A 14,601-nucleotide genomic window follows, 5' to 3' on the forward strand; every position below is an offset into this window, starting at 1 on the left:
AGAAGCACGCCGTGAATTTTTAAGTGCTGTACCAGAAAGCTACTAATATAGTTTTACTGCAAAAAGCCCGACAATGTTGGGCTTTTTTTATAGCTAAACGCTATAAATCTTCAATCCAACTCTATAAAACATAACAATTAAATTAGATGATTTTTGTTATAAAAGTACGCATCTTTCTTTTTAAATGATTTATGAGCGAATCATGCGATTTAAAAAAATTTCTTACTTACTTTTACCTTCTCTTTTTATTTTTAATACCTCAATTTATGCGGGCAATACTTCTAAAGACCAAGAAATTAAACAATTGGTAGATCAAAATTTTAAACCCTTATTAGAAAAATATAATGTGCCGGGTATGGCGGTAGGTGTTATTCAAAACAATAAAAAATATGAAACGTATTATGGTCTACAATCCGTTCAAGATAAAAAAGCTGTAAATAGCAATACCATTTTTGAGCTAGGTTCTGTCAGTAAATTATTTACTGCGACGGCAGGTGCTTATGCAAAAAATACAGGAAAAATCTCTTTTGATGATACGCCGGGCAAATACTGGAAAGAGTTAAAAAACACCCCAATTGATCAGGTCAATTTACTTCAACTTGCCACCTATACAAGTGGTAACCTCGCTTTGCAATTCCCAGATGAAGTACAAACAGATCAACAGGTTTTAACTTTTTTTAAAGATTGGAAACCTAAAAACCCTATCGGTGAATATAGACAATATTCAAACCCAAGTATTGGCCTATTTGGGGAAATAGTTGGTTTATCAATGAAGCAGCCTTTTAGTCAGGTCTTGGAAAAAACGATTTTTCCGGACCTTGGCTTAAAACATAGCTATGTCAATGTGCCTAAAACTCAGATGCAAAACTATGCATTTGGCTATAACCAAGAAAATCAGCCAATTCGAGTTAACCCTGGCCCACTCGATGCCCCAGCATACGGCGTCAAATCGACCCTACCCGACATGCTGAGCTTTATTCATGCCAACCTGAACCCACAGAAATATCCGGCAAATATTCAACGTGCAATTAATGAGACACATCAAGGTCGCTATCAAGTAAATAGCATGTATCAGGCACTCGGTTGGGAAGAGTTTGCTTATCCGGCAACGTTACAAACTTTATTAGACAGTAATTCAGAACAGATTGTGATGAAACCTAATAAAGTGACTGCTATTTCAAAAGAACCTTCAGTTAAGATGTACCACAAAACTGGTTCAACAAATGGTTTCGGAACCTATGCCGTATTTATACCTAAAGAAAATATTGGTTTAGTCATGTTAACCAATAAACGCATTCCAAATGAAGAACGCATTAAGGCAGCTTATGCTGTGCTGAATGCAATAAAGAAATAATTTTTCCCTAAAACAAAAAGAGAGAAATAGTCTTCATCTATTTCTCTCTTTTTTATGAATATATGATTTAAAAGAACCAAACATATCCAAGACTTGATTTCATCCAGTCCAGATGATTCTGTTTTTCATAATCCCAATTAAGCCGAATAGCATTATTGCTATTAATGACATATTGCCACTGTGTATTTAAACGTAAGTTCCATTGGTTTTTGTCTTCCCAATATGGCAACTCCACTTGCACCACTGAGTTAAACTTTTCAAACCACTGATTCATACACCCTAATGTCGGCCCTACTCCTACACGCCAACCTTTATCTAAATTTGAACCCGCTTGGACGTAAGTTTGTACCTGCCCATAGCAAATATGTTTGCGCTCATAATCTGCAAGACTGTAACCAACCTGAGCATTAAAACTCGCGACGCCATGCTGCTTTGCATCACTATAAACACCGTCTTGAACCGCTTCCTGACGCCAACCTAAGTTAAATCCCCAAGTCAGCGGTGTTTTAAATGGTTGAATCGGGTTATAGGAGTTCACCTCTAACAGATCAAGGTGTTCAAGTTTTAGATGATCGTTACGCCACTGCGCATTACCATTTAAAAATAATAATTGAGTACCAGCACGGTATCCGCCTTGAGGATCTATTAAGTCATGATAAGCCTGTCTATGACCTATCTCGATAAACTTGTCACCTTGCACTTCGCCCAGTTTTAGTGAAACATTACGTGCATTATGGCCTTGTGTTGGCTCAGTAGAAGGTCGTTTAGGTTCTTGGCGCTGTTTATCTAAATCAATCTGACTTCGTAGTGCTAAAAGCTGTCTAAGCTGTGGCTGGGCAAAGCTTTCTTCAACTTTGCGACCAATAAATTGTAGATATAAATCATCGTAAGCCATCTCAAGGATTTTGGCCTGATCTGATGGGCTAAATGATTTAAGTGTTTCTGTAGACTGTTGAATTGGCTTCATTGCTACTTGATGAGCTACTTTTGCTAAAGACGCACCATGTTGATGAGCTTGGGCCAATAATTGAGTTTCTAAAGCGGGTCGATAAACAGGAGCTTTGGTGAGCCCTTGCTGTTGCATCGCTTTAATGGTTTCCATTGGAATGGAAGCATAATTAAACTTCTCTTGTAGATGAGACTCAGGTTTAACTAAATCGACTAAGCCCAGTAACCGATAGGCACAGTTGTCACTTACAAAGTAATAAGGAAAGCTCACATGTTGCATTTCCCAAATATGGCTCACCAAAAAACGTGTTTCTTCAGGAGATAGATTTAACTCATATTCCCATAAATCACGGCTTTCAAAATCACCATACTCTTTTACCTTACGATAATAAGGCATAAGTGAATATTCACCCGGATACTGCCCTGTTAAGCCTTTCCAAGCATATGACCAGTTGTCATTGCCTGCGACAGTGGCTGCATAATTTACAGCGTAAGAAACGAGGTTTAACTGCTTTTGATCTTTAGGGTCTAAGCGCAATAAGGTATGACCAAACATTGAGCTTGGATTGCCCATAAAGTCAGTCGCATAAATTAAAGTCGCTTTATAAGGCTTAATCTGGCCAATCCAGTTTTCAAACTCTGAACATTTTACTTGCGGCAATTCATTTTCTTGAATGCCTAATTGCTTTATAAGCCACTGACTACGTGCCGGAAATTTACAACGTATTGACTGGTTGTCTGGGGCTGGTGTAAATAATGCGGCGATATCAGCTTTCTGTTCTTCTTTTAAATTATTTTTCCCATTTGCAGCAATAAAATAACCTGAATAACTTACTTCACTCTTCTGGTTTTTATTGGCATACATGAGCCGTTGCCATGTAATGTCTTGATCTAATTTTTTTTGTTCTGCAATAGACCAATAGTTTTGAATAGATGGATTTATTTCTGCTGAATACGCAATATTAACTGCCAATGAGGCAAAAATTAAAGCAACCGATTTCATTAAGCTCATCAATTTTTATCATTAAATATAAGAAAAACCCTGCCGAATGGCAGGGTTTTCAATTTCAAACTTATACGTAAGCTTTTAAAACTTCGTCTTTAGCCATTACGTTTTGTAATGATGCTAATACTTGAAGTGTGTTTTGGTTGTTTGTTGAATAGATTTCACCGAAGTTTGCTTTTGAAACTTTGAAGAAACGGTCTTTGTCTTGTGGTTTAATTTGCATTAACTCAGCAAGTACGTTCAGGCTTTCACCTTGGCCTACAGCCATATCACGCGCTAAAGCTTCTGCATTTTCATTTGTGAAAGTAACAACTTGAGCTGTTACTGTTCCGCCTTGACGGCAACCTAAAGTACCGAAAGTAATACCTAATAATTGGTTAGTAAAAATACCGTTTGTTGTTGCAGCAAGAATTTTAGGCACCACTCCTTTTTGGCCAGCCCATACTTGCGTACCCACACCACAACCTACATCGTTATCAGCCATAGCAACACTTGAACCAGCTGCTAACAAAGCAGCTAAAGCTAATTTTTTTAACATAGATGTATATCTCCAAAATCATTATTGATTGTTTCTTATGTATTGTTATGTGTAACTATTGTTACACCCTTCAAAGATAGCGATATGCTTGTCATTTAGCAATTAAAAATTAAATAATATGATAAAAAGTAAAAAGGAAATTTTTATTTTAAATTCCAATTACCTTGATTATCTCGATGACCTAATATTTTAAGAACTAATACTAAACTTAGTAGTAATAATAAATACCATGAACCAAGTTTACCCCATCCCACCATATGCCAAGCATTGATCTGACTTGGATAAACCCAAATTTTATAAAATGTACTAATATTTTCAGCAACCCAAATTATGAATGCGAGTGTCACCAACACAGGAAGCATTGGAGTTTTAAACTTACGTTCATTTATTTGAAAATAAAGTGTAGTTTTCCAGAAAATATAAACACTAAAAGCAAATAAAATATAGCGAATATCTGGTATAAAAAATTTACTCATAAAATTAATATATGAGAAAAATGCGAGAAAAAGCATACTTCCAAAACTTGGAAGTTTTTCAAAAGAAACTTGAAATAAACGGATTGAGCGAGCAAAAAAGCTACCTACAGCCGAGTACATAAAGCCTGCAAATAAAGGCACAGTAATAATTTTAAACACAGCAGGCTGCGGATATTGCCATGAAGCAATGCCAGGGTGTGTCAAAAAGATTTCCATGACCATTGCCATGATATGAAATAAAGCAATGACCTTGGCTTCTTGCCAAGACTCAAGCTTTAAATACAACAGGCAAATCTGAATAATGAGTGCATAGATGAGTAAATAATCATAACGATAAAAACCCATATATTCATGGCTTCCCATCGGCGCGGTTAAAGCAAAAGCAATTAAAAGCAAAATACCAAACAAGGCTGCCGAAACAGCCTTGCCAATAAATTGAAAGGTTAAAGAGAGATATTGCACAAAAAACTATCCTAGATATTTAGCACTATACTCATGTACTGTATCTACAAAGATTTTTGGCTGGGCCGGATCTACCCATTGGGTAATGCCATGGCCTAAGTTTGCAACATAGCCTGTCTTCTCACCATTTGCATAAGCATCATCTAGCATGGCTTTCACTGCTTTTTCAATTGAAGCCGCTGAACCATATAAAACAGCCGGATCAAGGTTTCCTTGTAGGGCAACACGGCCTGCTACAGTTGTACGAGCTGTATTTAATGGTGTGGTCCAGTCTAAACCTAATGCATCTGCACCTGTTGTAATCATTGGCTCTAGCCACTGACCACCACCTTTAGTGAATACGATGACAGGAATACGGCGTCCATTTTTTTCACGTTGCAGACCTGCAATAATCTTTTTCATATAGTTCAGCGAGAACTCTACATATTCACGGTGTGCTAAAGCCCCGCCCCAACTATCAAAGATTTGAATTGCTTGAGCGCCTGCATCAATTTGCGCATTTAGATAATCAATGACTGAATCTGCTAAATGGTCAAGCAACGCATGCAAAACTTCCGGCTGGGGATACATCATTTGCTTGGTAAAACGGAACTCTTTGCTTGAACCACCTTCAACCATATAAGTCGCCAGTGTCCAAGGGCTACCCGAAAAACCAATGAGTGGAACCTGACCACCTAAAGCAGAGCGAATTGTGCTTACTGCGTTCATGACATAATCAAGATCAGATTTAGCATTTAACTTAGGTAAGTTTGCTACATCTTGTTCAGTACGAACCGTTTTATGAAACTTAGGGCCTTCGCCTGTTTCAAAATAAAGGCCTAGTCCTAATGCATCTGGAATCGTTAAAATATCTGAAAATAAAATTGCTGCGTCTAAATCGTAGCGACGCAAAGGTTGTAAAGTTACTTCACAAGCAAACTCTGTATTTTTGCATAAAGATAGAAAGTCACCAGCTTTTGAGCGTGTTTCCCGATATTCAGGCAAATAACGTCCTGCTTGGCGCATCATCCATATTGGAGTGGTATCTACAGGCTCACGTAATAAAGCACGTAAGAAACGATCATTTTTAAGTGTCGTCATTGCCGATCTCTATCTTTTTCATGTGGCAGCATCATATCAAAAAGGTGAATGTTTTTATAATTTCAATTTCATACAAAAAACTTGTCAATCTACTAAAAAATGCATATTTACACAAAAGTCTACTGCAAGAAGCTCGGTTTTCTGCAATACTTGCAACATGTTACATCGGGTTTATTGATCTTCCTTTAATGATTAAATTCACCAATACTTAAATACGCATACATTGCGTTATCGGTGATTTTATAAACTTTAGGATCAGTCTCCTTACCCTATTGCTTATATGAAAATTCTTAAGGTTGAATTACATGTTTGTTCGCTCATTACTCGCTATGAGTTTAAGTTGTATTATTGCTAATGTTGCTTTGGCTGCGTCAACAACTGAGCAACCAGTCACTCCTAAAAAAGTATCTGCTCCTGTAGAAGATCCGATTGATCCGCTTGCTGTAGATGCTGCTTCAACTGTTAAAGCCCAAACTCAAGCTCAAGCCCAGACACAGATTACAGCTCAAGAACAAAATGACTTAAATCGAGCGTCTACAACATTACAAAATTTACAAAAAGCTGAAGATCCAAATGCCGATTCAGGTATTGCTGCTTCAGAACCAACAGCGCCAGCTAAAACAACAACAGCATCTAAGACTGCTACTTCTGCTCCAGCCGTTTCATGGACATTAGATGGCTTAAACAATGCTGAGTGGTACGAAAATATTGGTAAAGGTCAATTACCAGTTTATGCACGTGCCCATGTCATGCTAAACAATGCGCATGCTTCACCGGGTGCAATTGATGGTATGAGCGGTAAAAACACGCTTAAAGCAATTGCATCTTTCCAGCAAATGAATGGTTTATCACCTACTGGTGAACTTACTAAAGAAACTTGGGATGCGCTTGTTGCAAAACAAACAAAACCAGCATTTATTGAATACACCATTACTGATGCAGACCTCAAAGGTCCGTATGCTGAGTCAATTCCTTCTGACTATGCATTACAGGCCAAAATGAAAGGTTTGTATTACACTCGCGTGAGTGAAATGTTGGGCGAGAAGTTCCATATTGACGAAGGTTTCTTAAAGAAACTAAACCCGAAAGCAACCTTCAAAAAAGTTGGTGAGAAAATTATTGTTCCTAACGTACGCAATGACTTACCAGAAGACATTCATTTAATTATTGCGCATAAAGGTGCTAAACAGTTGTATCTGTTTAATAGCCGCAATCAAATGATTGCCTCATTTCCTGCAACAATTGGCAGTACTGATACGCCATCTCCGACCGGTACTTATAAGGTAGTTGGTGTTGCGCGTAACCCTTGGTATAGCTATTCACCTTCGAACTTCGTACAAGGTAAAAACTTAAAACCACTTTCTTTACCACCAGGTCCTAACGCTCCTGTAGGTAACATCTGGATTGGTTTAAGTAAAAAATCATTCGGTATTCACGGTACACCAAACCCGTCTTTAATTTCTAAAACTGCATCACACGGTTGTATCCGTTTAACAAACTGGGATGCTAACGATTTAGGTAATAAAGTACGTTCAGGTGTCACTGTTAAATTCTTAGAATAATCTTTTAAAAGAAAAAGCCTGCTTTATGCAGGCTTTTTTATATCTAAAATTTAAAACGAAAATTTCTAGATGTCTTGATCATATTAAAAACGCAACAATATGTTGCATCTACTCTATTTTTAGCTTGTTTCTACAGGTTTAACATATTCCTTAAGAGATCAATAATAATTTGAGGAGATCGAGTCATGAATGCTTATTTGCATCGTAGTGAAGATCGTGGTCATGTTAAAGCAGGTTGGTTAGAGTCTTACCATAGCTTTTCATTTGGTAACTGGTATAACCCTAAATATATGGGTGTAAGTGCATTACGCGTGATTAATGACGACCAAATTGATGCCCATAACGGTTTCGGCACTCACTCTCATGACAACATGGAAATTTTAACATGTGTGCTCGATGGTGCAATTTCACACCGTGACACGATGGGAAATGAAGGCCAAATTAAGGCAGGTGAATGGCAACTTATGAGCGCTGGTACAGGCGTGGCTCATAGTGAAATTAATAACACTGATACACCCGTACATCTATTACAAATCTGGATTATTCCAGACGTAAAAGAAGCCGAGCCAAATTACCAACAAATTAGTTTGGACCCACGTAAAGATCCAAATAAATGGCATTTAATTGCAGGCCCCGATGCAAATGCCCCAATGCACATCCGCCAAAACGCAGAGGTCAAATCTGCTGTATTGGAAAAAGGAAATGAACTTCCTATTGAAACATCAAAACGCGTAAATTACGTTCATGTCATTTCAGGTGTAATTCGTATTGGTGATCAAGAAGTTAAAGCGGGTGATGCTTTAGTGTTTGAAGATAACGCCGTGATTCATGCACTTGAAGACAGCCAATTCATTTGGTTTGATTTACCTTAAATAACTAAAAGCCCTTTTATATGAAAGGGCTTTTTTAATCGCTTCCTCCGCCCCCATCGCAACTCCCTGAGTCTGAAGACGATGAACAATCATTTGAATAATTAGAGCTATGATGATGACTAGAACTATTATCGTGTAAATGATGTGTTGAAGATGAATAATCATGATCACTCGATGGCGAATAACTTTTTAAATTTCTGAGTAGCGCGATTAAACAGATCAGTCCAATACTCGAAAAAATGGCTATAAATATAATAATAAATAACTTCAAATAACGACCTCCTTGATAAGGCTATAGAGATACTTATTGTGTCCCTATCCATTTATTTAAATGAGCTATGTTGAATAAACAAGTTGTTTTTTGATAGATAAGATCAATCTATTAAGTTTCTTTTACATACAAATAGGCACTGGCTCTTGATATACCTAAATGTTGTGCCACTGTCTCGACAGCCTTTTTAATATCTAACAAACCGTTATTTTTTAACTCATGTACTAATTGTTTACGCTCATTGAGTTTTAACATACGCGGTGTCGTAGCATGCTTTGAGGCAAATTGGTCAATATATCTTCGAATTGCCTCTGTACCATTCGGTTCTAAATTTTCAATAATGTTGTCAGTTTCAATTTTAGTAAACTGCTCTAAAGCGCTTTGCATCCCCCTAAATAGGGTTAAATCAATATTCATACATAAAGCGGCTACATACTGGCCTTCTTCATCTTTAATCCCAATAGACGTACTTTTGGCAGGACGGCCATCAGCAAACTGGTTTGCATAGTTTGAAATGAGGTTTGGAAACTCTGGAGACATGATTCTAGCCAACCCTAACTCAGTAGCTGGATCTCCAATTTTTCGACCAGATAAATTGTTATGTATAGAGAGTATGGCATGCTCAGGATTTGTTAAGTCATGGACAACGACCTCACAAAAAGGAAATAGCGTTTCACTTAACCCCTTCGCGATGGTATCTAGTTGAGTGAGCAAATGTTTATCACGATTTCCCAAGGTATTTCCTCCAAATGACTTACTTACTATTTCAAACTTTAGAATGAAGCATGTAATAGTAATTTAGACTTTTTATCTAATTTTAAACTTAATGTAAATCAAAATCTTATATCTCATTGTTATCACATTAGAAAATAAAATTAGACATTTTATCTAAACATATATATTTTATCTAAACAAGGCTACTATCTTGTGTATTCCTTGAGCAATACCAAATCTTGCATCCGAAAACATGAATAGAATTAGGTTTAATTATGAAAAATTTAACCCTTCCCACTTATGAAGATGTCGCAGCCGCTGCTGAACGTATAAAAGGTTTTGCAAATAAGACTCCTGTTTTAACTTCACGTACTGTTAATAATGAATTTAAAGCAGAAGTATTCTTTAAATGTGAGAATTTTCAGCGAGTTGGTGCTTTCAAATTTCGTGGTGCAATAAATGCGCTTTTACAATTCAATGAAGCTCAGAAAAAAGCTGGCGTGGTCGCTTTCTCTTCGGGAAATCATGCACAAGCGATTGCGCTCGCATCAAAAATTCTTGGTATTCCAGCAACAATCATCATGCCTAAAGATGCCCCTGCTGCAAAAATGGCAGCGACCCGAGAGTACGGCGGTAATATTGTTGAATTTGACCGTTATACCGAAGATCGGGAAAAAATTGGTAAAGAGATTGCCGAAAAAAATGGCTTGACACTCATTCCATCTTATGACCATCCACATGTAATTGCTGGGCAAGGAACGGCTGCAAAAGAGTTATTTGAAGAAGTCGGCGAATTAGATTACCTATTTGTATGTTTAGGTGGTGGCGGTTTATTGGCTGGTTCTGCCCTGTCTGCTCGCCAGCTTTCTCCGAACTGTAAAATATATGGCGTTGAACCTGCTTTAGGAAATGATGGGCAAATGTCTTTTAGAAAAGGAGAAATTGTTCATATTGATACACCGCAAACTATTGCCGATGGTGCTCAAACGCAATATTTAGGTAAATTAACATTCCCTATAATTCAACAAAAAGTTGATGATATTTTGACAGTCACAGATGAAGACCTCATTAGCTGTATGAAGTTTTTTGCTGAAAGAATGAAAATGGTCGTTGAACCGACAGGATGCCTCGGATTTGCTGCTGCGCGTAATTTAAAGCATGAGTTAAAAGGCAAACGTATAGGCATCATTATTAGTGGTGGCAACGTTGATATTTCTAAATATGTAGAGTTTTTATCAGCTTAATAAAAGCCAATGTCTATCTAGGATGTCCGTTAATGCGTCATAGATAGGCATTACATGCTACTCGCCTCTCGACGTGTTCGTGTCTTAATTTAAATAAACTTTTGGAGATATGATGAGATTTATTTCTGAGTCTGAATCTTCTGCTCTCATCAATCATGAACTGGCTTATGACGCCATTTACCAAGCTTTAATTGCTGCAACTCAACCTGACACTAAAAGTTTTGCTGTAGTTCATGGTCAAGGGTCCGATAGCAAAAATACCTTTAGTGTTAAGTCATCGGCGACCGAGCATTTGGCTGGCCTTAAAGTTGGTTCTTTTTGGGAAGATAACCCTAAAAACGGTTTGCCTCGCCATAACGCGCTCATTTTATTATTTAATCAAGCCAATGGAAAAATGGCAGCTGCCATCGAAGCAGGCAAAGTCAACGCATTTCGTACAGCCGCTTCTAATGCAATTGCGACCAATATATTGGCAAGAAAAGATTCAAAGGTATTGGCTATATTTGGTACAGGAAATCAGGCCAAATATGAGTGTGAGGCTTTAGCAAGAATTAGAAATTTCGACCAGATTTTTATAGTCGGACGCGACTCAAATAAAGCTGAAAATATGGCAGATGCCCTCAAACATTTAGGCGTTAAGCTTAACATTACCGGTGCAAAAGAAGCCTGTGAACAAGCCGATATTATTGTGACCGCAACTTCTTCGCACACTCCTCTTTTTAAAGCTGAATGGGTCAAAGCTGGCACTCATATTTCATCGATGGGTTCTGATAAACAAGGCAAACAAGAACTTCCGCCAGAGCTATTTTCACATAGTGGTTTATTTTGCGACCTTAATGTCCAGTCTAAACTCATTGGTGAATTTCAACATACGCCTGAGACTGCAACCTTAATCAATATAGGTGATGTGCTTTTAGCAAATGCGCAAGGTAGACAATCTCAGGAACAAATCACAATTTATGACAGTTCAGGCTTATCGATCCAAGATTTATATATCGCTCAGAAAATTTTAGAAATTTCTTAATATTGATCATTTAACTGCATCGTTTAGGCTAATGCAGTTAAATGTAAAGCATGTTCCTTTTCATAATGCTTTACTGAATTTTATTTTTAAAATCAGAATGAATCTTGAGTAAAAACTTTGGCAAAAGACGCGATATATTGCTCAGCCTTAGCCTCATAATTTTGAAAACCCGCATCAAATACCCATCTTTCAATTTCAGATTTTTTAACTAATTTTTGCAAATAAAGCTGATGATGGCGGTCTAATTCTTCTTTTAAACTTCTTAGCATGAGTTCATTTAAACCAGTAGGAGGATTCAGACCTGTATCTAAAAGACTCGGCGCAAATGCCACACTTTTGAGTTCCAATTGATGCGCTGTTTTTATAGCAGTTTTTATCGCAGTCTCGATTCGCTCTATCATGAAATCTTCTGGTGACCCCATGCCTATAAGCAAAACTTTAGTTGCCTGTATGGTTGAAGGCGTTTGATTTATTAAAAGAACATCATTCAGTTTTGCACTAAACCAGTTATTTTTCCGTATTTCATATAGTCTTCCGTTTAGAGCTTCATCTAAATGCGCCAAACCACCCGAAAAAGAACGGTTATTCATTTCATGTTCAAAAATACAAGCACAGGAAAGCTCAACCTCGGCCGTGGTACAGTCCCAAGTCACGAGTTCAATGTTTAAATTTTGGTAACACCCAATTTTAGTTTGCTTTATCTCTGTGCTCATATTTTTACTCTTCTCGTTTTACCAGCCATATTTAAGCTCAAGGCCTAAATAGTTTGCGTCTTTACCACCCGCTTTCTTAATGGTATCTCCAACCTCAAAGTGCACGCCTTCGGCAGCCACAGACAGATTCGAATTAATTTTTCGATCTGCTCTGAGTTGAAGATATGCCCCAGTCCAGCTCGAACCTTGCCCCGCGGTATTTGCCATGCTGTTATTTCCTTGGAAATAAATCGCATCCTGAGTGGTTTCACGCCACTGAAAACCTAAAGCACTTAACAGAGTAAGTTTATCGGAAGGCTTAAGTGTCAGAGATGGTTTTATGTGAATAATATTGCTGTAGCCACTGTAACCCGCCAAAGTAAAATATGAACCGTTTGCAAAGAGCTGGTTAAAAGTATTGAGCTCATTATCGTTGGCTTTTTTGTCGCCTGTGGCAATATCAAATTGAACCCCTAAACGTGGTGACCACGCTTGGTCAGCAAAAGTGTATCCCGTAATACTACTGAGCGCCCAAGCCTGAATTGTTTGTCCGCCGATTTTTCCATGCTGAAGCATGCCTTCAACATCCCAATCGACATTATTTTTTTTACCCATATGACGAAGGTCATATAAGTCTCGAACCTCATTGCCCTTAATACTTGGAAAGGATGCATTATCTCGTTCATAACGCGAGTAATAACCTGATAACTCAACATCCCATACATTTTGTTTATCTACGCGAAAACCACTAAAGCTTAAATTGCTTTTCGAGCGGTCATTAAACGTGGAATCTTTTTCTATCTGAACAGGTCTGGTGAGATAACCTAAAACTCTCCAGTCGCCATATTCATACCCCGACCATACCCCATCAAAGGCTTGCCGAACATTGGGGCCTTCTCTATTCGAAATAAAGCGCTGTAAGTCAAAAGCCATTTCTTGACGGCCGACTCTGAATTTAAAAGTTCCATTATTTAAAGGACTCACCCACGCAATAAAGGCTTGTTCTATATCGAGTCTATTTTGGTCGGTACTGGTAATATTCTTTTTATCAAACGCTCGGGCATCGCTTAGCTGCGTAAATAATTGTAAATGATCACCTATTCGTACATCTGCATGCGCTTGTAATCTTTGAATTAAATAACTATCGGCCTGATTATTTCCAGTACCAAACTTGGCATTATTATTGACTTCAAAACGTTCACGAATATTTGCCCCCAGTGATAAATAATTATTATCGCCAAAAGGTATATATTTGAAGTCGTCTCCTATTTTCTTTGGCACACACGGATTTTTTAAAACATCCCAATTTTCTTGCCAACGATTCGTTGAGATTTTTGGACGAGTTGGACATGCATTTGTGTTTGAGACTTCATTTTCTGCATAAGCAGATTCGTAGAAAAATAAACTGCTGGTTAATAACAGACTCATTTTTATTATTTTAAGGTAAGTCTCTGAGTGCTTAGTTCGATATGTTCTGTCTTTAAAAACATGCGAGGCCATCAAGTGTTATCCATAGTAATAAATAGGTCGTTGCAGAGACTTGGGGTTTTGCACTCACATTGCTCTTAGGCAGCATGAGTGCAAATTTCAATCCATCATTTAGGCTATAAATTAGACCTCTTGCGAAAGTAAAAACCACCTCAATCTAAATTTCATGAGATATCAGAAATTAAATCGTTTTTCAGATTCTGAATTCCAGCGCTTGGTTGGTGTACCTCGACCAGTTTTTAGTGAAATGATCGAAGTTTTAAAAGAAGTAGAATCACTTAAAAAGAAATCTGGGCGTCCTCATACTTTAGCTATAGTGGATCAATTATTATTAACACTCAATTACTTACGGAATTACAGCACTCAATTGGAGTTGGCTGCAAATTACCATATCGCTGAAAGTAATGTGAATCGAACCATTAAAAAGGTTGAAGATGCATTGATGAAATCAAGACGGTTTACTCTGCCAAAACGAAGCATTACCACAGCAGACGAACAGTTTAACTGGGTCATTATTGATGCGACAGAATGTTCAATAGAACGTCCGAAAAAAAAATCAGAGTAAGTTCTACAGTGGTAAAAAGAAGAAACATACGCTAAAAGCACAAGTGATCTATCATCCGAACAGCAAACAAATCATAGGGCTAGATATATCGAATGGCAGTCAGCATGACATTAAATTGGCAAGAAGAACGGTTAAAAAATTCAAACATTGTAAATATGTTATGACCGATTTAGGGTACTACGGATTAGAGCAAGATGGCTTTAAATTATTGATGCCAATAAAGAAAAAGAAGAATTTACCCTTATTTGATGTTGAGAAAAAGTACAATAAAATGATTGGAAAAATACGAGTTGTGATCGAACATA

General features: G+C 37.5%; 13 protein-coding genes and 1 pseudogene. 6 read left to right on the forward strand and 8 right to left on the reverse strand.

Annotation, left to right across the window (positions count from 1 at the left end; translation table 11 throughout):
- The first annotated feature begins 202 nt into the window (after positions 1 to 202).
- Complete coding sequence (locus J582_RS22455; protein ID WP_031981814.1) at positions 203 to 1,354, forward strand: extended-spectrum class C beta-lactamase ADC-239; 1,152 nt, start codon at positions 203 to 205, stop codon at positions 1,352 to 1,354.
- A 67-nt stretch (positions 1,355 to 1,421) separates the two neighbouring features.
- Here J582_RS22455 and J582_RS22460 read toward each other — a convergent pair whose 3' ends face one another.
- The 4 genes from J582_RS22460 to hemE all read right to left on the reverse strand — a co-directional run bounded on the left by J582_RS22460 (position 1,422) and on the right by hemE (position 5,864).
- Complete coding sequence (locus J582_RS22460) at positions 1,422 to 3,314, reverse strand: DUF4105 domain-containing protein (protein WP_032048637.1); 1,893 nt, start codon at positions 3,312 to 3,314, stop codon at positions 1,422 to 1,424.
- A gap of 61 nt (positions 3,315 to 3,375) precedes the next feature.
- Positions 3,376 to 3,846, reverse strand: a complete 471-nt coding sequence (locus J582_RS22465) for a DUF3015 family protein (protein ID WP_000914200.1) — start codon at positions 3,844 to 3,846, stop codon at positions 3,376 to 3,378.
- Positions 3,847 to 3,989: 143 nt separating this feature from the next.
- Positions 3,990 to 4,784 (reverse strand): DUF817 family protein, encoded by a 795-nt coding sequence (locus tag J582_RS22470; RefSeq protein ID WP_002052947.1) that lies wholly within the window; start codon positions 4,782 to 4,784, stop codon positions 3,990 to 3,992.
- A 6-nt stretch (positions 4,785 to 4,790) separates the two neighbouring features.
- Positions 4,791 to 5,864, reverse strand: a complete 1,074-nt coding sequence (hemE, locus tag J582_RS22475) for a uroporphyrinogen decarboxylase (RefSeq protein WP_031981812.1) — start codon at positions 5,862 to 5,864, stop codon at positions 4,791 to 4,793.
- A 305-nt stretch (positions 5,865 to 6,169) separates the two neighbouring features.
- Here hemE and J582_RS22480 point away from each other — a divergent pair, with 305 nt between their 5' ends.
- Positions 6,170 to 7,426, forward strand: a complete 1,257-nt coding sequence (locus J582_RS22480) for a L,D-transpeptidase family protein (RefSeq protein WP_002052477.1) — start codon at positions 6,170 to 6,172, stop codon at positions 7,424 to 7,426.
- Between the two features lie 185 nt (positions 7,427 to 7,611).
- Positions 7,612 to 8,298 carry a pirin family protein gene (locus J582_RS22485; RefSeq protein WP_031981811.1) on the forward strand — a complete coding sequence of 229 codons (687 nt, stop codon included), beginning with the start codon at positions 7,612 to 7,614 and terminating at the stop codon, positions 8,296 to 8,298.
- A gap of 34 nt (positions 8,299 to 8,332) precedes the next feature.
- On the opposite strand, the gene J582_RS27545 is transcribed toward J582_RS22485, so the two are convergent.
- Entirely contained in the window at positions 8,333 to 8,569 is a 237-nt protein-coding gene (locus J582_RS27545) for a hypothetical protein (protein WP_079377406.1), read from the reverse strand.
- A gap of 111 nt (positions 8,570 to 8,680) precedes the next feature.
- Positions 8,681 to 9,304 carry a helix-turn-helix transcriptional regulator gene (locus tag J582_RS22490; protein WP_002052706.1) on the reverse strand — a complete coding sequence of 208 codons (624 nt, stop codon included), beginning with the start codon at positions 9,302 to 9,304 and terminating at the stop codon, positions 8,681 to 8,683.
- A 254-nt stretch (positions 9,305 to 9,558) separates the two neighbouring features.
- Between J582_RS22490 and J582_RS22495 the strand changes: the two genes are divergently transcribed.
- Positions 9,559 to 10,527: a threo-3-hydroxy-L-aspartate ammonia-lyase gene (locus J582_RS22495; RefSeq protein ID WP_004886089.1), complete on the forward strand. Its 969-nt coding sequence runs from the start codon at positions 9,559 to 9,561 to the stop codon at positions 10,525 to 10,527.
- A 112-nt stretch (positions 10,528 to 10,639) separates the two neighbouring features.
- Positions 10,640 to 11,551 (forward strand): ornithine cyclodeaminase family protein, encoded by a 912-nt coding sequence (locus J582_RS22500; protein ID WP_031981810.1) that lies wholly within the window; start codon positions 10,640 to 10,642, stop codon positions 11,549 to 11,551.
- 92 nt (positions 11,552 to 11,643) lie between these two features.
- Here the strand turns inward: J582_RS22500 and J582_RS22505 are convergent, their stop codons facing one another.
- Together J582_RS22505 and J582_RS22510 are read right to left on the reverse strand one after the other, a co-directional pair.
- The gene (locus J582_RS22505; protein ID WP_032048638.1) at positions 11,644 to 12,264 is read right to left on the reverse strand and encodes a M17 family peptidase N-terminal domain-containing protein; all 621 of its coding nucleotides are present in this window, start codon (positions 12,262 to 12,264) and stop codon (positions 11,644 to 11,646) included.
- Positions 12,265 to 12,282: 18 nt separating this feature from the next.
- Positions 12,283 to 13,743 (reverse strand): alginate export family protein, encoded by a 1,461-nt coding sequence (locus tag J582_RS22510; RefSeq protein ID WP_031981809.1) that lies wholly within the window; start codon positions 13,741 to 13,743, stop codon positions 12,283 to 12,285.
- A 154-nt stretch (positions 13,744 to 13,897) separates the two neighbouring features.
- On the opposite strand from J582_RS22510, the pseudogene J582_RS26365 reads away from it, so the two are divergent.
- Positions 13,898 to 14,601: pseudogene (locus J582_RS26365) on the forward strand (IS5-like element ISAba27 family transposase); the annotation flags it as partial.

The sequence above is a fragment of the Acinetobacter sp. 1566109 genome (assembly GCF_000582255.1).
GTDB lineage: Bacteria > Pseudomonadota > Gammaproteobacteria > Pseudomonadales > Moraxellaceae > Acinetobacter > Acinetobacter nosocomialis.

What these genes read in the sequence shown, in the direction of transcription:
- J582_RS22455 (WP_031981814.1), top strand. Translation starts at nt 203, where the DNA reads ATGCGATTTAAAAAAATTTCTTACTTACTTTTACCTTCTCTTTTTATT.
- J582_RS22460 (WP_032048637.1), bottom strand. Translation starts at nt 3,314, where the DNA reads ATGAGCTTAATGAAATCGGTTGCTTTAATTTTTGCCTCATTGGCAGTT.
- J582_RS22465 (WP_000914200.1), bottom strand. Translation starts at nt 3,846, where the DNA reads ATGTTAAAAAAATTAGCTTTAGCTGCTTTGTTAGCAGCTGGTTCAAGT.
- hemE (WP_031981812.1), bottom strand. Translation starts at nt 5,864, where the DNA reads ATGACGACACTTAAAAATGATCGTTTCTTACGTGCTTTATTACGTGAG.
- J582_RS22480 (WP_002052477.1), top strand. Translation starts at nt 6,170, where the DNA reads ATGTTTGTTCGCTCATTACTCGCTATGAGTTTAAGTTGTATTATTGCT.
- J582_RS22485 (WP_031981811.1), top strand. Translation starts at nt 7,612, where the DNA reads ATGAATGCTTATTTGCATCGTAGTGAAGATCGTGGTCATGTTAAAGCA.
- J582_RS22495 (WP_004886089.1), top strand. Translation starts at nt 9,559, where the DNA reads ATGAAAAATTTAACCCTTCCCACTTATGAAGATGTCGCAGCCGCTGCT.
- J582_RS22500 (WP_031981810.1), top strand. Translation starts at nt 10,640, where the DNA reads ATGAGATTTATTTCTGAGTCTGAATCTTCTGCTCTCATCAATCATGAA.
- J582_RS22505 (WP_032048638.1), bottom strand. Translation starts at nt 12,264, where the DNA reads ATGAGCACAGAGATAAAGCAAACTAAAATTGGGTGTTACCAAAATTTA.
- J582_RS22510 (WP_031981809.1), bottom strand. Translation starts at nt 13,743, where the DNA reads ATGGCCTCGCATGTTTTTAAAGACAGAACATATCGAACTAAGCACTCA.